The 18,720-nt window shown below is 41.9% G+C and carries 18 protein-coding genes and 1 pseudogene; 4 read left to right on the top strand and 15 right to left on the bottom strand.

Going from position 1 to position 18,720, the window contains the following annotated elements; genetic code table 11:
* Positions 1-50: 50 nt before the first annotated feature.
* Positions 51-1,067, bottom strand: coding sequence for a glycosyltransferase family 2 protein (locus tag ACWPV5_RS00495; protein ID WP_285300214.1), 1,017 nt, complete (start codon positions 1,065-1,067; stop codon positions 51-53).
* Between the two features lie 39 nt (positions 1,068-1,106).
* Between ACWPV5_RS00495 and ACWPV5_RS00490 the strand changes: the two genes are divergently transcribed.
* Positions 1,107-1,376 (top strand): hypothetical protein, encoded by a 270-nt coding sequence (locus ACWPV5_RS00490; RefSeq protein ID WP_454381960.1) that lies wholly within the window; start codon positions 1,107-1,109, stop codon positions 1,374-1,376.
* 90 nt (positions 1,377-1,466) lie between these two features.
* On the opposite strand, the gene ACWPV5_RS00485 is transcribed toward ACWPV5_RS00490, so the two are convergent.
* From ACWPV5_RS00485 to ACWPV5_RS00470, 4 genes are all read right to left on the bottom strand, one after another.
* Positions 1,467-2,132: a potassium channel family protein gene (locus tag ACWPV5_RS00485; RefSeq protein ID WP_023944046.1), complete on the bottom strand. Its 666-nt coding sequence runs from the start codon at positions 2,130-2,132 to the stop codon at positions 1,467-1,469.
* Between the two features lie 13 nt (positions 2,133-2,145).
* Positions 2,146-3,525 carry a TrkH family potassium uptake protein gene (locus tag ACWPV5_RS00480; protein WP_285300417.1) on the bottom strand — a complete coding sequence of 460 codons (1,380 nt, stop codon included), beginning with the start codon at positions 3,523-3,525 and terminating at the stop codon, positions 2,146-2,148.
* A gap of 33 nt (positions 3,526-3,558) precedes the next feature.
* The gene (locus tag ACWPV5_RS00475; protein ID WP_454381959.1) at positions 3,559-4,323 is read right to left on the bottom strand and encodes a nucleoside phosphorylase; all 765 of its coding nucleotides are present in this window, start codon (positions 4,321-4,323) and stop codon (positions 3,559-3,561) included.
* 205 nt (positions 4,324-4,528) lie between these two features.
* Positions 4,529-5,767 (bottom strand): carbohydrate-binding domain-containing protein, encoded by a 1,239-nt coding sequence (locus tag ACWPV5_RS00470; RefSeq protein ID WP_454381958.1) that lies wholly within the window; start codon positions 5,765-5,767, stop codon positions 4,529-4,531.
* A 229-nt stretch (positions 5,768-5,996) separates the two neighbouring features.
* Here ACWPV5_RS00470 and ACWPV5_RS00465 point away from each other — a divergent pair, with 229 nt between their 5' ends.
* Positions 5,997-6,773 (top strand): polyphosphate polymerase domain-containing protein, encoded by a 777-nt coding sequence (locus ACWPV5_RS00465; protein WP_454381957.1) that lies wholly within the window; start codon positions 5,997-5,999, stop codon positions 6,771-6,773.
* On the top strand, positions 6,766-7,449 hold the full coding sequence (locus ACWPV5_RS00460; protein ID WP_454381956.1) for a DUF4956 domain-containing protein: 684 nt from the start codon (positions 6,766-6,768) through the stop codon (positions 7,447-7,449). The genes ACWPV5_RS00465 and ACWPV5_RS00460 overlap by 8 nt, the downstream gene beginning before the upstream one ends.
* A 156-nt stretch (positions 7,450-7,605) precedes the next feature.
* On the opposite strand, the gene ACWPV5_RS00455 is transcribed toward ACWPV5_RS00460, so the two are convergent.
* The 10 genes and pseudogenes from ACWPV5_RS00455 to ACWPV5_RS00410 form a co-directional block, all read right to left on the bottom strand.
* A complete protein-coding gene (locus ACWPV5_RS00455; RefSeq protein ID WP_454381955.1) occupies positions 7,606-8,163 on the bottom strand; it encodes a sugar O-acetyltransferase in 558 nt (185 codons plus the stop codon).
* Positions 8,164-8,258: 95 nt separating this feature from the next.
* On the bottom strand, positions 8,259-9,116 hold the full coding sequence (locus tag ACWPV5_RS00450; RefSeq protein ID WP_454381954.1) for a VOC family protein: 858 nt from the start codon (positions 9,114-9,116) through the stop codon (positions 8,259-8,261).
* Positions 9,117-9,309: 193 nt separating this feature from the next.
* Entirely contained in the window at positions 9,310-10,506 is a 1,197-nt protein-coding gene (locus ACWPV5_RS00445; protein WP_454381953.1) for a CAP domain-containing protein, read from the bottom strand.
* Between the two features lie 136 nt (positions 10,507-10,642).
* Positions 10,643-11,680 (bottom strand): aldose epimerase family protein, encoded by a 1,038-nt coding sequence (locus ACWPV5_RS00440; RefSeq protein ID WP_454381952.1) that lies wholly within the window; start codon positions 11,678-11,680, stop codon positions 10,643-10,645.
* A 116-nt stretch (positions 11,681-11,796) separates the two neighbouring features.
* Positions 11,797-12,963 (bottom strand): SIS domain-containing protein, encoded by a 1,167-nt coding sequence (locus ACWPV5_RS00435; protein ID WP_454381951.1) that lies wholly within the window; start codon positions 12,961-12,963, stop codon positions 11,797-11,799.
* Positions 12,964-13,062: 99 nt separating this feature from the next.
* Positions 13,063-13,467, bottom strand: coding sequence for a PTS sugar transporter subunit IIA (locus tag ACWPV5_RS00430; RefSeq protein WP_078898074.1), 405 nt, complete (start codon positions 13,465-13,467; stop codon positions 13,063-13,065).
* A 3-nt stretch (positions 13,468-13,470) separates the two neighbouring features.
* The gene (locus tag ACWPV5_RS00425) at positions 13,471-14,292 is read right to left on the bottom strand and encodes a PTS system mannose/fructose/sorbose family transporter subunit IID (RefSeq protein ID WP_000185294.1); all 822 of its coding nucleotides are present in this window, start codon (positions 14,290-14,292) and stop codon (positions 13,471-13,473) included.
* Positions 14,279-15,195 (bottom strand): annotated as a pseudogene (locus tag ACWPV5_RS00420) (PTS mannose/fructose/sorbose/N-acetylgalactosamine transporter subunit IIC). The gene ACWPV5_RS00425 and the pseudogene ACWPV5_RS00420 overlap by 14 nt, the downstream one beginning before the upstream one ends.
* Before the next feature lie 26 nt (positions 15,196-15,221).
* On the bottom strand, positions 15,222-15,698 hold the full coding sequence (locus ACWPV5_RS00415; protein WP_000156970.1) for a PTS sugar transporter subunit IIB: 477 nt from the start codon (positions 15,696-15,698) through the stop codon (positions 15,222-15,224).
* The gene (locus ACWPV5_RS00410; RefSeq protein WP_454381950.1) at positions 15,695-17,482 is read right to left on the bottom strand and encodes a glycoside hydrolase family 35 protein; all 1,788 of its coding nucleotides are present in this window, start codon (positions 17,480-17,482) and stop codon (positions 15,695-15,697) included. The genes ACWPV5_RS00415 and ACWPV5_RS00410 overlap by 4 nt, the downstream gene beginning before the upstream one ends.
* 319 nt (positions 17,483-17,801) lie before the next feature.
* On the opposite strand from ACWPV5_RS00410, the gene ACWPV5_RS00405 reads away from it, so the two are divergent.
* Positions 17,802-18,518 carry a GntR family transcriptional regulator gene (locus ACWPV5_RS00405; protein WP_001007194.1) on the top strand — a complete coding sequence of 239 codons (717 nt, stop codon included), beginning with the start codon at positions 17,802-17,804 and terminating at the stop codon, positions 18,516-18,518.
* Positions 18,519-18,720 lie beyond the last annotated feature (202 nt).

Genomic DNA, 18,720 nt, shown 5'->3' with positions numbered 1-18,720 from the left:
TTAAGAAAAAGTTAAAATTTTTCTTAAATCCCTCTTATAAAATACTTATATTAATTAAATCCATAAACAGACTTGGTGATTTGATAGACGACATTGGAAAGTTTGCGAGCTGGCAAGACTGAATGTTTGGTCAAACGGCTCAACATGGTTTTACGAATGGCCTGAAAGACCTCTGGATTTTCCTGCTGAATATAGGTCCACAGCTCCCGTTTTTTGGCAAGATGCTCCGCTGTGCCAGCTCGGTTGAGCAAGGCACTGGAAATCACCGTCGTGATTTCAATATGATTCAACAGATATTCTCGCATTTTGGGATGGATTACTTTGGACAAATCAAGCTGGTCCACCAAGAGTCGATTGACCTTGAGTTGCTGGTCGATACGTTTAATCATCACCTGCTCATTGACAGACTGGTCCTCACGCCCAATCAAATAACGATAGAAATCGACAGGCAGATAGTACATGGTCTTGACCTGCTGAAGGGGGGTAAAAACAAAGAGATTATCGACATAAAAAGTATGCTCAGGCAATTGGAACTGGCTCGCTCGCAACAAATCTGTCCGGTAAATCAGCGAGTGCATCATGATATACTGGCCTTTTGAGAAATTTCCGACCTGATCCCAGCCAAAAATCTGTTGGACAGGCAAGACTGACTCATAACTCATACTCTTCTTACGAGACTGACCTTCCTTTTCATATACAAAATTAGTCACAAAGGCATCCACCTCTTGACCTTCGCTCTCTAGTTCTTGCAAGGTCTCCAAAATTTTCAGATAAGCACGAGGATCCACCCAGTCATCACTATCCACTACTTTAAAATAACGCCCAGACGCCTCCGCTAAGCCGCGATTGACCGCACCGCCATGGCCCTTATTTTCCTGATAGATGGCTCTAACGATGTTAGGATACTTGCTGGCTAAACGCTCAGCGATTTCCTGAGTCTGGTCCTGAGACCCATCATTGATAATCAAAATCTCAACTTGCTCACCACCAATCACTAGCGACTCCACACAGTAATGAAGATAGGCAGCGGCATTATAGCTAGGGATGGCGATAGACAATAACTTCATAATCTACTCCTTTAGGGGACTGATTTTTTCTTATACTCAATGAAAATCAAAGAGCAAACTAGGAAACTAGCCGCAGGTTGCTCAAAGCACTGCTTTAAGGTTGCAGATAGAACTGACGAAGTCAGCTCAAAGCACTGCTTTGAGGTTGCAGATAGAACTGACGAAGTCAGCTCAAAACACTGTTTTGAGGTTGTGGATAGAACTGACGAAGTCAGTAACCATACCTACGGCAAGGCGACGTTGACGTGGTTTGAAGAGATTTTCGAAGAGTATTACTCTCTCTTGTCACTTCTTTCTATTCTACCATAAAGTCCAGATTTTGAAGGACTTTTACTAGAATACAAGGGTTGCTATCTCTATTTGCTATTTTGAACATCAAAAAAGAGGGGGTTCCCCTCCTTACGAATTTAATTCTGCCAAGTCATCTAGATACTGGTTGTTAATGACCGCCAAGATATAGGCATCTGCCCTCAAGAGATCATTAGGGCCAAACTGGACATCCAGTGGTGAATTTTCTTGTTCACGAAATCCTAGGACATTGAGGTTGTATTTGCCACGTAGATCCAGCTGGCTCAGGCTTTGACCTGCCCAAACACTCGGAATTTTCATCTCTACGATAGACACATTTTTATCCAGCTGAAAGACATCAACATTATTATGAAAGAGAATGGTCTGCGCTAGGGACTGCCCCATTTCATACTCAGGTGAAATCACCGAGTCAGCACCGATTTTTTCTAGCACCTTCTTAGCTGTCTGGCTTTTGACCTTGGCAATAACCCTTGGTACCCCCAAACTCTTACAATGCATGACTGCAAGCACACTCGACTCTAGATTTTCCCCTGTTGCCACTACAACCGTATCACAGGTATCAATTCCTGCAGTTCTGAGGAGTTCCTCATCTGTGATATCTCCAACAACTCCACGCGCCAAAACAGGCTCAAATTGATTGATGTGCTCTGCGTGGTCATCAATGGCAATGATATTCATATCTTGCTTGGCTAGGGCTGTCAGGACACTACTCCCGAAAATCCCCAAGCCTAAAATTCCAATTGTACGATCTGACATCGTTCTTCCTTTCTTATCCAATACTAATATCTGCTTTCATATACTGAATCAAATCTTTCTTATCAGGCTGGTAATCCGCTAGACTAACCAGCAAGGTTAAGGGACCGATACGGCCGATAAACATGAGCACCATGACAATGCTAAGAGCTAGCTTGCCCAATTCTGGCGTCAGATTTGCCGTTACCCCAACTGTCGCAAGAGCTGAAATGGTCTCAAACATGAGGTAGATAAATCGCGGTGTACCTTCTGCCGTAATTCCCAACAACATCAAGCCCAACAAGAAGGTCATCAAAAAGATAATGAAGACACTAAAGGATTTTTGGACTGTTCGAGTCTCAATAGTTCTCTGCGCAACATTGGCATGAGGTAAACCCAGCAATTCACTACGCGCAAAAACCAACAAGACAAAGAAAGTCGTAATCTTGAGACCCCCAGCCGTCCCTCCAGGCGCCCCACCGAGAAACATCTGTAGGATATAGATAAACAAGGTCACAGGCCGAGCTTGAGTGTAGTCAATAGAAGCAAAGCCAGCCGTTCTCATGCTAACGGTCTGGAAAAAGCTAACCAGCACTTTCTCTGGAACACTGAGATTGCCAATGGTTCCTGGATTGTGCCACTCCGTAAAGAGTGTGGATACGGTCCCAAACAGCAAAATTCCTGCAGTCAAGAAGAGGACTAGTTTGGTGTGGAAACGCAGACGGCGTTTTTTCTTCTTGTCAAACTGGGTTGCCAAGTCAAACCAGACCATAAATCCCAGACCACCTGTGATAATCAAGCCAGCAATGACCAGATTGATCAAGGGATCCGTCTGAAAAGCCACTAAACTGCTACTGCCGAAATTATCAAAACCAGCATTACAAAAGGCTGAAATGGCTAAAAAGATAGAGGTAAACATGCCTCGTCCCCAGCCAAACTCAGGAATAAAACGGAAACTTAGCAGGAAGGCACCCAAGCCCTCCACCAGAAAAGTTGTCAAAAAGATGGAGCGCATAAAGGCCTTCAGCGACCGAGTTTCCCCGTAACTAAAACTCTCCTGAATGGTTTCACGACTGCGAAGACTGAGTTTTTGCTTCCCCTGAATATAAAAGACCCCGATAAAGGTCATGAGCCCCAGACCACCAATCTGTATCAAAAGCATACAAATCAACTGCCCCCAGATATTATAGGTAGTAGCTACTGGTTGCGTAAAAAGGCCAGTCACACAGACCATGGACACCGTCGTAAAGAGATGGTCAAAATAAGTAGCCTGCGAACCATTTGTCTGAACAAAAGGCAAACTCAAAAGAAGAGAGCCTATAAGAATAACTCCAGCGAAACTTAAAAAGATACGACGAGCTGGCGAAAGTCCACCCAAGGCCCTTTCAATTTTTTTAACAAATAATTTGAATAACATACATCCATTGTACCATAAAAAGAAGAAGAGTAGCTATATCTGAGAAGTTATCTCAAGGCAGAGTTCCAAGGCCTTCTCAAAAGCTTCTGAACCCCAGTCACGACTATCGTACTGGTCCAAGTCTGCTAAGGAATCAGCTGTGAACAACAATTCACCCCAGAGAATCCCACGCAGTTGGGCTACTGCCGCAAGCGCAGAACACTCCATCTCCACAACAACACAGCCTTCTTCCTTACGATAAGCCACCTTTTCAGCCGTTTCTCGGTAAAAACCATCTGTCGTCCAGGTCATGACTTCTTCATAAGGAATCCCTCTGGCCTCCAACACTCGCTCAATGGCAGCAATAGCCTCTGGCTGAATTTCCATATAACGAGAAGGTGCCACATAGTGATAACTAGCTCCTTCATCTCGCAGAGCGCGAACAGGGACTAGAAAGGCATTTTCTTCTATATCAGCCAGCACACCACAGGTTCCAGTAGAAATAATCTGCTCCACACCATATCCAATCAACCAATCCATAAACTGGGCTGCTGGAGCTGAACCAACAGGAGCCTGAGTCAAACAAAGTTCCTCGCCCTTGAAATTGATGACATAGACTGGATAGGACTTGGTGGCTGAAACGAATTCGCCGACACAGTCCGCCCCTACTTCCCTCGCATAACGGTCAATCTCCTCACCTAAGAAAGCATAGACACACTTCTTAGGCAAGTGCAAGTCCAGCCCCTCGTGATCAGGCATGATGACCGCCTGAGGATTGTCATCAAACTCTAAAATGGGAATCGCATGTTTCTGAATCATAACCCACCTCCTCTAATTTTGTACTATTGTATCAAAAGCTGACCGAGTGTCAAGGAGGAAGCTGATGACTTGAGTCAGTAAACAAAGACGGGTAGCCTAACAATTGTAACTTTGAAAGCTACAATTGTAAAATCACTCGTAATATATCAATCTATCACCGATATAAAAAGGACAACATTTCTCTTACAATGCTATCCTTTTTTGTTTATCCTCGTCCGCCAGGGGCTGGACCGCCACCTTGAGGACCTCCATTTGGACCTCCGCCTCCAGGCATAGAATTGACAATATTAGTTTGTTTTTCGCCGTTGATGTAGATATCCCCACCTGTGTAAGTTGCTGTTCCATCAAAGTCAAAGCCTGATTGTCCTATCAATTTAATGGTTCCACCGGTAACCGTGATATTCCCGTTTGAGTCAATTGGGTCTGTATCTCCTTGACCGACTTCTACAGTTAGATTGCCACCTGTCATGGTAAAGTAAATGTCACTTTGCTGGGCATTTTTATTGGCTGCATTGACTCCATCATCTGTCGAGTAGACATTGATATCGCCACCATTGATCGTAATGGCTTTCCCTTCAATTCCTTCAGTCGCATTCTTGACTGTGTAAGTACCACTATCAATCACTAGATTTCCAGAAGCGTGAATGCCGTCATCGCCTGCTGTGACTGTTATGGTATTGTTCGCCAAATACATATTTCCGACAGTCATATCGTCATCATTGTCAACTTTGACACCATCTTCCTTGGCATCGATAGTCATGGTCGCACCAGTGACATTAAGTTCATCATTGACATTAAAGGAATCGCCAACTGATGTGATGTTAAAGGTTCCACCCGTGATGTGGAGGGTGTCGTTAGCCTTGATAGCATTGCTTTTCTTGCCATCTACATTGAGAGTTCCTGAACCATTGATGGTCAAATCAATCTTAGAAAAGAGAGCGGCATTTGCCTTTTCATCACTGTTAGAGCTTGAGTCAGAGAGACTGTTTGTCGTCCCTTCTGCTAAAGTGAGGTAGACATGACCTGCGCTTGTAGCCGAAATAGCCGCATCTGTATTGGTCATGGTCGCGCCTTTTAGGACAAGTTTCACATCATCAGACTTATCAGCTGCGATTTTAATTTGCACTCCGTCAGACTGACTAGAGATGACATAGGTACCTGCTTTAGAGATAGTCACTGTTGAGCCAGAAACTGTCACACCATCTCCAGAGACGTTTGCAGATGAGCCAGACAATTCAATCTTAGAAGCAGTGCTTTCATCATAAGAAGTGTCGTAGTCCTTTTCTGTAAAATAAGAAGATTGACTGTTTTTAGCTGAAGTTGTGATAGCAGTGGTATCTGTCGCTGCAGTTGTACTTGACTTGGTCGTTGACTGCCCACAAGCTGTCATCAAGGTCAAAGCTGTTAAACTGGTTAAGATTAGAGTCCATTTTTTTGATTTCATACCTTTTTCCTCGCCTTCATTTAGCTTGAGCTTAGTTTACAGGGGAAATCTGAAAAAAATCTGAACTTTTTCTGAAAGTTTTCTTAAGTTCAGCTTCAGTTAAGTTATCTTTAACAAAAGTTTTAGGAAAGTTCCCTAGACTAGTCACAAGCAAGTTCAACTTGCCCAGACACACCTATCTGCTAATAAGATAGTGTACTGAAATAGTTTGATAAAGGAGACAAGATTTATGAAGCCAATTGAAACAAGCTTTAAACGAATTGAAACCAAATATGTCGTTACCAAAGCTGACTTGGCTAATTTAATAGAGGACTTAAAAATATATCTCGTCGAGGATGATTATCCAACTTCGACCATTTCCAACATCTACTTTGATACAGAGCAATTTGATATGATTCAGGAGGATGACCAAGGTACTAAGCGAAAAGAAAAGATTCGGATGAGAACCTATCTCAGTCAAGTCCAGCCCTATAGTCAGGTATTTTTAGAAATCAAATCCAAGGACAGAACTGGTGTCGGACGAAAATATCGTCTCTTGTCGACTCCCCAGTCTATCACCCAGTTTATGACCAAAGAACAGCTGGATAACAGCATCAAGGACCAAATGATGATTGAAAAAATCCAGCAACTCCAAGAGGAATATCAGCAAGCCATCATCCCTCGTATGTATATATACTACGACCGTTTTTCTCTCAAGGAAAAGAAAGAAATTAGCGGATTTCCCTACAATAAAATTCGTATCACCATTGACCAAAATCTAACCTATCGTGATGATAATGTCAGTTTATTTTCAGGAAAGGACGGTTTCCCTCTACTAAATGAGGACATTGTTATCATGGAAATCAAAGCACCGGGCAGAAAACCCCAGTGGCTACAAAATATTCTCGACCAATATGGACTGGTAGAGCAGAAATTTTCAAAATACAGCTGCGCCTACCACAAGTCTCAAGGGCTAGACTATAGCCCACGACCAAGCACAGAAAGTGTAGGTACTACTTATGTCTAATCTTTTCAACTCTATTTTCAACGACACAACCGCCACTGCCAATCCTATCCAGCTCTTTCTGGCTCTCTTGGTCAGCCTGATCTTAGGTTTAGCGCTGACATGGGCCTACAAACACCGTACCCTCTATACACGGGAATTTGCTGTTAGTTTGACCCTACTCCCCTGCTTGATGACCTTAGTCATCTTTCTGGTAAATGGCAGCCTAGGAACCTCTATCGCCGTTGCAGGAACCTTTAGCCTCATTCGTTTTCGTTCAGCTACCAGTGGCTCACGGGAACTAATTGCAATCTTTCTTGCCATGATTATCGGGCTGGCAGCAGGGACAGGCTACCTAGCTCTGGCTATTCTCTTCACTGTCTTTATCTTAGCAGTATGGCTTCTTTTAGAAAAGCAACAAAGAAAGAGCAACCACCAACGTCGCAGACTATTGACCATCACAATTGCCAACCAAGAAAAGCAACTCCAAACTATCCAATCTGGGCTATCACAATTCTGTACTGAGTTAGACCTCATCTCGATTGATACCAGCAATGATGGAGAACAAGTCACCACTGTCTATGAAGTGGATTTCAAGGTTCAAACCGATGACTTCCAAATCATCAATTACCTCACTAAAGAACAGAATACTTACCAGGTTTCCCTGACCAAAAATGCCAAGAAGAGAAAGAATTTGTAGAACTTCTTGCGTAAAATCTATAAAGAACCCAAGTAAACACTCAATAGTAAGAAGAAAAAGTCAATCTAATTTATGATAAAAGGCATCATATCAACGTTTTTTAAACACTTGATATGATGCCTTTTTCTTATCTTAAAAACTTTTTTACCAATCACTTTATTTCACAGGTATTTTCTTAATCACACGCGCGGGATTGCCAGCTAGGACAACGTTGTCGCCAAAGGACTTGGTAATCACGGCTCCTGCTCCTGCAACGACATTATTTCCCAGTGTCACTCCAGGAAGGACAATAACACCACCTCCAGCCCAGAAATTGTCTCCGATAGTAATAGGCTTGCCGTATTCCACACCTGAATTACGTTCCTGCGGGTCCAATGGATGGAGGGGAGTCAAGAACTGACAGTTGGGACCAATCATAGCATTGTCCCCGATGCGAATGGGGCAGATGTCCAGCATGGTCAAGTTCCAGTTAGAGTAAAAATTTTCCCCTAAATGGATGTTGACACCGTAGTCCACCATCAAGCGAGTGTTGATATAAAGATTTTTTCCGGTTGAGCCAAACCAAGTCTTGATGATTTCGGCTCCTTTTAAGGGATCTTCTTCCTTGTTAAAGGCAGCCTGTTTTTGGCGAGAAGCTTGAGCTAAGGCTCTCAGTTCTGGGTCTGATGGACGGTAAAACTCGCCTGCTATCATTTTCTGGTATTCGCTAGTCATAGTATTTTTCTCCTTATTCCCTACTATCATATCAAATTTTCTACGTATCTGACTAGAATAAGGAGCACTTTCTACAATTGATTCTCTGATTGTGATCATATCCTGTCTAAACGAATACGGGTCACGATTCCGTCTGGGTCTGTGATTTCCAACTGGCTCGATGTCAGCCACTTGATTGGTGCATCAACTTCCTGTGCTCGCTGGGCAATCGTTAACAGTTCTTCTTTATGCGCGACTTCGATGACATAGTAGGCCAAACCTGGCAAACCTTGCTTACGCGGATCTAGGCCTTTTCCTCCCCATTCGTTGGCTGCTAAATGATGATGGTAATCCCCATCCGCAATCCAACTAGCGCTAGGCACACTGAATTTATCCTCTAGTCCTAACACCTTTTGATAAAACTGGCTGGACTTTCGACTATCCTTGACGGAAAGATGAATATGCCCTATTCTCGTACCCTCGGCTAAAGTAAAGGGCTCTACTCTTTCCCCCAACTCATAGATATCCTGCGCCGCAAGAGCCTCCGTCACCCCAATAATGCGCCCATCTTCTCGAATATCCCATGTGGAAACCTGCTTATCTCGATAGAGTTCAATGCTATTTCCCTCTAAATCCTCCAAGTAAAGGGCCTCACTGTAACCATGGTCTGCACCGCCGACAATAGGAATCTGTAAATCTGTCAGATGTTTCAAGATATCAGCCAAAGCCTTGCGTGTCGGCAAGAGAATAGCCAGATGGTAAAGACCATAATGTTCCCTTACTTCTCCACTATCTTGTGCTTGAATCAGCTGTACCAAGGCTTTTCCACCAAGTCCTAGAATGGACTCTGTCTCAGTTTGAGATAAGATTTCTAAACCAAGCACTTGCTGATAAAAGGCTGTTTGACTGACCAAATCCTTTACATTCAAAGCTGCCTCTGCCAAATAAATGTGGCTCTTATATTCATAGGTCATAAATGGTCCTCTTTTTGTTGTAATTGTTGTTATTACAACTAATATATAATTTCAATCAAGAAAGTCAAGTCAGACAACTTGAAGCCTATATTCTAACAAAAAGAGGTCAATGTTCGTCATCAACCTCTTTCTTATCGTTTACTCTTTTTGCTAAGTAAGATGAATACTTTACCTATGACTTGCTATTTTCAGCCTAGTTCACCCATTCACCATTACCATTTACACGGTAACCATCTGGTGTTGTTGTGCTGACTGCTAGAGCTCCTGAACCATATGCATAGTACCAGTGCTTGCCTACTTTAAACCAACCTGTCTTCATGACACCTGATTGATCAAGATAATACCAAGTACCATTTTCCTTATACCAGCCTGTCTTCATAGCTCCTGAGCCATCAAAGTAGAACCATCTACTACCATCTGTTCCCCAGCCTGTGAACATCGCGCCGGAACTATCAAGGAAATACCATGCACCATCAACTTCTACAAATCCAGTCTGCATGACACCTAAATCATTCAAGTAGTACCATTTACCACCTGTTTTTACCCAGCCTGTCTTCAGATCACCAGACTCATAAAAATACCATTTCCCATTAGATTGTACCCAGCCAGACTGACTAGATGTAGATGCTCTAAAATCTTTCAGTGGTTTTTCTACAACCGTAGCTTTACTTTTAACGGTCGAAAGGTTTGAGGCAGTCACTTCTGTATACTGAATAGCAGAGCCATATCCACCAGCCAATTCCTCTGAAGAAGCATCATCACCTAAAGCTAAAGAAATCGTCGCTACTTGCTGAGAGCTAGCTGCGTTTTTAAAGGCTGCGAGACCCACATAGGTAAATTTAGAATTGATCAAAACCTCATAATAACCTGTAAATTCTTTAGAGGTTCCACCCTTCTTTTTCGCTACATAATTCGCCTTCTCAGCATGCCAGTTTTCAATTGCTTTTAGGAAACCTTCATAGTTCACATCTAAAGCTTCTCCTCTTATACTATTACTAGATGGAAAAGCAGTCCAGATTTCTTTAGTAGAAAGACGCTCAGGTTTTAAAGCTACTGACACCTCAGTAGCGCGTACAAAAGCAGTATTCTCAAGATCAGTAGACCATTTAATAGGGACATACTTATCTACCAAACCTTCATCAGCTGCTTCCTTACGAATCTTATTAATCGCGTCCAAAATAGATTGTTTATTTGGAGTCAAAAATTCTCCCTTGATTCCAACCAAAACGTTGCCACTAGAAGGTTTTAGCACCTCTGAGGTCAATACATTTTCATTTTTACCATTAATAGATTGTGTTGCCACCAATCTGTCATTCGCAAAAACATCAGTTGTCAAAACTGCTCCTGCCAAGGTCAAAGCCAAGGCGCTAGCAAATACAATTTTCTTCATCTTTTTCTCCTTTTATCCTCTAGATAGGACAGGTATTTTCACTATTAAATTATATCATATTTCCCTACTCTTTGCCCGTTTCTACTAATGTTATAAGGTAAATACTATTCCCCAAAAAGTAGAAATTCCTATCCTTTTATTTCACAACAAGCTCATAACGTGTCTTGCTTGTAAAGGTTTGGCCGACTTTGAGAATGACTTGGTCTTTGAGGTTACTGTGAATGGCATCTGGTAAAGCTTGCGCTTCAAGGGCAATCCCATTGTGCTGTACCATTGGCTGACCTCCTATGATGACACTCTCATCTACAAAGTTTGCTGTGTAGACCACAAAGCAAGGAGCCTCTGTCTTGAAGAGCAGGAAGCGACCTGAATTTTGGTCATAAAGGAAACCAGCATTATCATGGCCTGCAGGAAGGGCAAATGGATGATCTAAGCCAGATACCAACTGGATTTGCTCATCTTCCTCTGCAAAGATATCCTTCAACAAGGCACCATTGTAGATGTGTTTGACCACATCACGATTTGCATCTGGAGTTTTGGCAGGAACACCGTCGGGAGCAATTGGATAAATGCCCTCTGTGTTTAGTTGGAAGACATGGCGGTCAATTGTCTGCGTGAAATCACCAGACAAGTTGAAATAGCTGTGGTTGGTTGGGTTGACCAAGGTATCTTGATCAGTTGTTACTTTATAGCTAACCTCGTAAGCGCCATTTTCTTCTAAGTGATAACTGATCCAAATCTTAAGATTTCCAGGAAATCCTCCTGTCCCGTCTGTACGCTCTGTGTAGAGAGTCAAGCCATGGTCGCTCACTTCAACTAGTTCAAACAAGCTAGAATCCCAACCAGTTGAACCACTGTGGTTACAGTTGCTAGCATTGTTGACTTCAAGGTCATAAGTCTTGCCATTAAGCTCAAAGGTCGCACCTGCAATACGGCCTGCCACAGGACCCACACTCGCTCCATGCTTGGGACTATTGCCTACATAACTATTAAAGTCATCAAATCCCAAGATAACGTTGGCAAAATTTCCAGCCTTGTCAGGCGTGACATAACGCAAGATAGTCGCACCATAAGTCATGACTTCAAGCTGGTAGCCACCGTCCGTCTCAAAGCGATAGGCCAAGACATCCTTGCCCTTAACATTTCCAAATACACGCTCTGTGTATACTTTCATTTTGTTCTCCTTTTACTATTTCTCTCAAGCAAACAAACCATAGAAAGCGCCTTGACAATCTATGGTTTACTTGTATGATTTACAAACTCCTTTATCAAGAATCTATAAACACAGTATTACTTTTGATATTCGTGGATGATAACACCTTGTACCACACGGTTTACGGTACCTGTAGGAGACGGTGTATCAGGTTTATTTTCTACCTTGAGTGAAGTCAATAGGGCAAAGAGTTGGGCATAAACAATGTAAGGGAAGACACGGTAAATATCATTCAAGATACCGCCACAACCAAGGGCCACTTCTTTGACATTTTCAAGACCAAAGGCTTGATCACTCAAAAGCACAACACGGCGAGCAATCTGATCACCCGCAACTTCACGAACCAAGTCCAAGTCGTACTTGCGAGTGTAGTCTGTCGTTGTACCAAATACCAAAACAACTGTATCTTCGTTGATAAGAGATTTTGGACCGTGACGGAAGCCAACTGGGCTTTCATACATGGTCGCCACCTGGCCAGCAGTTAGTTCCAAAATCTTGAGCTGAGCTTCATGAGCAAGACCAAAGAAAGGACCAGCGCCTAGATAGATGACCCGGTTAAAATCTAGGTCAACAAGCTCTTTGACATCTTCTGCATTGTCTAGAATTTTACGGGCAAGACTAGATACAACTTCAAAACGTTCAGCTTTAACAGCAAATTCTGTAGGATCAAAGACCAAGAGAGCTGTTAGCATCATAGAGGTAAAGCTAGAAGTCATGGCAAATCCAGCATCATTGGAAGCAGCTGGTTGCAAGAGCAAGAGATTGCGGTCATCTCCATGAGCTTGAAGAGCCAATTTACCATCTGCTGCACAAGTAATCGTCACTTGATAAAGCTCACCCACCAAGGCTTTTGCCAAATCAACAGTCGCCACACTTTCAGGCGAGTTCCCACTACGAGCAAAAGACACAAGGACAGTTGCCACATCTTTTTTCAAATAAGTTTCTGGATTGGCAACGATATCTGTTGTCGCAATAGCATTGAAATTCCATTTGCGTTCGTCATAGACTTCCTTAAAGTAAGGTACCAAGGTATCTCCCACATAAGCAGAAGTCCCAGCACCTGTCAAAATAACCTTGATATAGTCATGTTTATCCGCAATCCCTTGTAGAAAGGCTGCAATTTCTTCACGTTTTGCTTGATAAGATTCAAAAGCTTCTTTCCATACATCAGGCTGTTGGTAAATTTCACGTGTAGTGATTTCTGCACCCAATTCGAGCAAGTCTTCTTTTGTATAATGTAGCATTGAGTTCCTCTTTTTCTATCAAATATGGGAATGGGAGTAAGCCCCATTCCCATGTATATTCTATATAAAATGCTCTGACGATTTTCACGTTGTCACATCTTATTCATCTTCGTCATCATCGAAGCCCGCTAATAGGTCATTGACTTTCACAATGCTTTCTGCAGCACGACTCTTGTAGTCCGCATCTGCACCTGTAAGGCTCGCATTGATAAATTCAATCACCATTGGAAGATTCATTCCTGCATAAAGTTCGATGTCACGACCTTCCATAATCAAACGGCTTACCACGTTACAAGGTGTCCCACCGAGAAGATCCGCAAAGACTAGGAAATCATCCAACCCTTCAATAGCTGCTTCAAATTTAGCAGTAAAGTCTTCTGGTCCATCTTCTGGAAGAAGAGCTACTGTGTAAATATTGCCTTGTGGGCCCATAATCATTTCTGTGCTACCTTTAAGTTCTTCACAGAAACGACCATGGCTCACCAAAATTAATGATTGCGTCATAAATTATGCGCCCATTCCAAGTACAAATTTACCAAAGGCAGAAAGAGCCAAAGCAAGTACGATAATAATACCGATAGCTTTAGTAGAGTTCATACCTTTCTTACCAAGCAACCAGAAGATAAAGGCAGTAAAGATTGCTGGAAGCAAGCGTGGGAAGATTTGGTTCAAGATGTCTTGGAAGTCAATCATCTTCTCACCGATTGCCCATTTGTAAGAAATTTCAAAGTTGATCATTGTTGCTACAAGAGCACCCATCATGAAGACACCAAGTACAGATGCCGCGTCAATCAAAGCTGTCAAAGTACTTTGCATGTTGTTGATAAGGTTAACCCCTTCTTTGTAGGCAAATTCCAACTGTTTCCAACGGAAGATATCATACGCTACTGCAACTGCAATCCAAAGGAAGATACCCCAAGGTTGACCACCGATAGCCATAGTTGCTGCGATAGATCCCATGATAGCAGGTACAAGTGAACCAAAGATTGTATCTCCAAGAGGAGCGAATGGTCCCATCAAACCTGTCTTGATACCATTAACGGCATCTTTTGAACCTACACCATCTTTTTCTTCCATGGCAAGGTCAAAACCAGCGATAATGGTATGGAAGAATGGTGAAGTATTGAAGAATTGAGTATGAACTTTCATCATTTCTTTCAATTCAGGAGTTCCATCCCCATACATTTTACGCAATTGAGGCAAGATCATGTAAAGGTAACCAGAAGCTTGCATACGTTCGTAGTTCCAACCCAATTGGAAAGTAAACAAGCTACGTTTGTTGATTTGGTTAAAATCTTCTTTTGTAAGTTTGTAATTAGAATTCGTCATCTTCGATTTCCCCACTTTCTGATGGTGTAGAAGGTGCTGCTACAGCTACTTTTTGGCTATTTTTGAAGTGAAGCACTGCAAGGAAGATACCTACGATAGAGATACCAATCATAGACAAACCTTTGAAGTTGTTCACGAAACCAATTTTTTCAGCAACATCTTTCGGTAGAGTGCCTACGATACCAGCAACAGCGCCACCAAGACCAGTTACATATGAGTAAAGAACAGTCAACATAGCTGTCAAACCAAATCCCATAGCAAGGTAGTGAAGGTTACGTTTAACTGGAAGGTAACGAAGCAAGATTGCAAATCCAAGACCTGGAAGCATACGTCCTGCGAGTGTCAAACCATCTGCAACCCATTGGTATTTTGTAACGAAATCTACTACGTGTTGTACAAATTCACCACCAAAAGCAAGCGCAAAGAAGACTGGAAGGGCACGAGATAGAGCCCAAGGAATCGCACCAAGTAGGTAGTTGCGTTCAATACCTTTATAGTCAAAGCGTTCGATTGCAGCATCCACACGGTGAGCAAAGAAAGTAGTTGTCATACGTCCAAGAACGTCGAAGTATGTCAAGAGAGTTGCTACTGGCACAGCGATTGTTGTAATCGCCAGTGCTGTATCAATTCCTTGTGAAACAGAGAAGGCTGTCGCAAGAACCGCACCAGAAGTTGCGTCGATACGAGAAGCACCACCGAAGGTACCAACCCCAAGAACGAACAGTTGCAAGTTACCACCGATAAGCAAACCAGTAGTCACATCTCCCATGATTAACCCATGATTAAACCAGTAATGAAACCAGCAAATACAGGGGAACCTGCAGATGAAACGATCGTCAACTCATCACAGATTTGATAAGCTGAGTACAAAGTGAGAAGTAAAATTTGCCACCATTGTATCATAACAATGACCTCCTAAAAATTTTTTCCTATTTTAATAAGCTCAAAAAGTCTGAAATTGGATCATTTGGAACCATTTGAGCAGTAAGTTTAACACCTTTTTCTGCCAATTTGTGGAAGTCTTCCACATCCTTATCCACTACGTTGATAGAACGTGTGATGGCGCGAGTTTCTGGTGTTTGAGACATATTCCCAACATTAAGGGTTTCAAGTGGTACACCTGCTTCTACCAAACCAAGGAAGCGGTCTGGTTTACGAGCCACGATAAAGAGACGTTGGCTATCGTATTTTCCAGCAAGAATATTGGCTGCCGCTTTTTCAATTGGCAAAATACTCAATTTCACACCTGGTGGTGTCGCAAGTTTCAAACCACTCTTTTCAACGTCGTTGTTGACAACTTCGTCATCTACAACCATAATACGTGAAACATTTAGTTTTCCAGCCCATAGATTGGCTACTTGTCCGTGGATCAAACGTCCATCGATACGGCATCCTACAATTGTCATAAGTTTTCCCCCTTTATGTGTTTTAGTGTAGGTTTACGAGTTAAATGAATCTCTTCTTTATATTGGCCCTCTGTTTCAAAGATGATGATACGATTGGCACCTTCCTTGAGGTAGCTATGAGGAATATAAAGTGAGAGGGTTGGGCCGACGTTCCAAAAACGTCCTAGATTCAGCCCATTGACAAAGGCAACTCCCTTACCAAACTCAGACAAGTCTAGGTAAGTATCTTTGGGCTCTTGGACTGTAAAGTCATAAGCGTAAAAGGCTGGTTGTCCTTCTGTCCATCCTTTTGAAAAATCAATGTTCTCAGGATTGTCTAGAGGAAGTGGATAGTGTTTCCAGTTTAGTAAGAAATGCAAATCCTTACAAACCCCTGTCCGAATTCCCTTACGTTGCGTATCTGCTAAGAACTTATGTCCATAGTTGACACGTCCCATATTTTCTACCAAGATATCCAATCTAGACAGCGCTTTCTTTTTGCCTTGATAAAAAATATCTTCCCCAATCTCTGTCTGATATTGGGTTTTGACCCATTGACCATCGACATAAAGCTGAGCCCTATCTCGACCATCAATGATACGAAGTCTTTCTTCTTCTGCATCCCAGTTTGTTTCTGTTCGATAAAGTAGGTAGCCATAACTTTGTCCCAGCTCCTCCATCTTTTGAGGATAGAGACTTTCTACTGGATTTGACAAGCTATCCAGGGTTTCAAACAAGGAAACTTTTTCAACTAGTGGAATAGCATCCAACTCCATACTCTCTTTGTAGAGTGGCTCCAACTGCGGGTACTCTGGAAAATGTGTTGCCATCATCTTCTTGACTGCCAAGTATTTGGCAGTTGGATTTCCTTCTTCATCCAGAAGCGCATCGTAATCATAAGACGTAACTTGTGGCAGGTCCAAAGTTCCTCGAGCCGAGCAACCATTCATGAATCCAAAGTTTGTACCACCGTGGAACATGTAAAGATTGATAGAGCCTTGCTCCAAAACTTCTCGAACTGCATCTGCTAATTCTTTTGGATCCCGTGTGATAATCGGTTCTTTCCAACGATTGAACCAGCCATCCCAAAACTCCATACACATGAGTGGCCATTTTTTGCCATGTTCATCAAAGAATTCCTGCATCTGTGAAAAGTTATAAGGTGCCTTAGAACCAAAGTTCCCTGTCACAAAGAGGTCATCTTCGATTAAGGTTCCAGCTTTCAGAGTAGCTCTCCATGGACCATCTGATGTAAAGAGTGGACAGGTTACGCCACGCTCTTCCATCAACTGTCGAATGGCTCTCAGGTAAGCCTTATCTTCTCCATAAGAACCATACTCATTTTCAACCTGCATCATAAGGATATTGCCACCCTTGTCCAACAAATGTGGAACCAATCGTGGCAAGAGCTGGTCATAATAGCGACCAACAGCCTCAATATAGGCAGGATCTGAGGAACGAATCCTCATATCTTTGGTTAAGAGCCAAGCTGGTAAACCACCGAATTCCCACTCTGCACAAATGAAGGGAGAGGGACGAACGATAGCGTAGAGACCCAAATCTTGTGCCGTTTGGAGAAATCGCTCCAAATCCAGAGCTCCTTCAAAGTGAAACTCACCCTCACGAGGCTCATGTAAATTCCAAGCCACATAAGTCTCTACTGTATTAAAACCAAGAGCCTTCAAGTTATAGAGCGAATGATACCAATCTTCTGGAGGAACCCTAAAATAATGAATGGCGCCAGATAAAATCTTAAATGATTTTCCATCGAGATAAAAATCATCTCGTATCTCAAATCGTGTCATATTCTTACCTTCTGACAACTAAAGTTTACGCTTTCATTTGTTGATATATTGAATATAACTCAATATACCACATTTGTCAATAGCTTTTCACAATTTTTTTCATTTTTCCCCAACTTTTACACAAAAAACTTATAAAGATATAAAATTTACAGACATATAGCTTCAAACAGGTGGCATGTATAAAAATGTATAAAACCTCCTATTTTTTATGTAAATTAACCTTATAGCCTATTATTCTAATTTTTTTATTCAAAAGACTACTATTCTTTCCGGTTTTATGGTAAAATCTTTAACGGAGAAGGAAAATCGAGGTGAAATTATGGCAATTCCAAAGTATCAATATATAAAAGATGAATTAAAGAACAAAATCATTTCTGGCCAATTCGCTAGTGGAGATAAATTTTACACTGAAGCTGAATTGATCGCTATGTATGATGTAAGTTCTATCACAGTTGTCCGCGCCTTAAACGACCTTGCCAAAGACGGCTATATTGTCCGCCAACAAGGAAAGGGTACATTCGTTTCACGCGCACGCAAACACAAACTCGTAGAGTTTTCTGATGTAGAAGTTTTTGAAACTAAAGATGATAAAGTGACCGTCCTTTCTATTGAGCGTGGAAACAAACTAAGCTACTTAGAAAAACTTGGACTACGCGGTAACCAATTCTACTACAAGATTGAACGTGTACGCGAAACAAATGGTGTCGTATACATCTATCACACATCTTATATTCCAGAACAATACATCAACGCAAATTATCCAAATCTTGAATATTATAGCTCTATCTATAACCGTTTCAAATTGGATTATCACATCCACATGAATGATGAACATTTTGAAGAAATCAATGAAATAGCATTTCCAACTCCAGAACATGCGGCTTCAGTCCTCGGAGTCGATGAACAATTCCCTAGCGTTTTACAAACCAAGACTACTAAATTAGAGTCTACTGGTCAGGTTCTCGCTTACAGCGAAACTTATAAACGAGCGGATTACTACAAAATCAAATTCATTTCATGTGACCGTGATCACTAATAAGAAAGCCTAAGCCTTGCTTGGGCTTTTTTCTATGATTATTATATCCCATCAAAACTGTATTTTCTATATGTCAATGAAGATAGATTAAATTTGTTTAAATTTTACTAAAATATAGGGAATCTTTTTAGCAAAAGAGCTTTAATAAACAAGAAAAATCGAAGTTCTTCTACTCCAGTGAATAGAGTAATAGAACTTCGAT

The sequence above is a fragment of the Streptococcus sp. Marseille-Q7156 genome (genome assembly GCF_965119495.1).
This window is presented reverse-complemented; position numbering and strand designations above follow the sequence as displayed.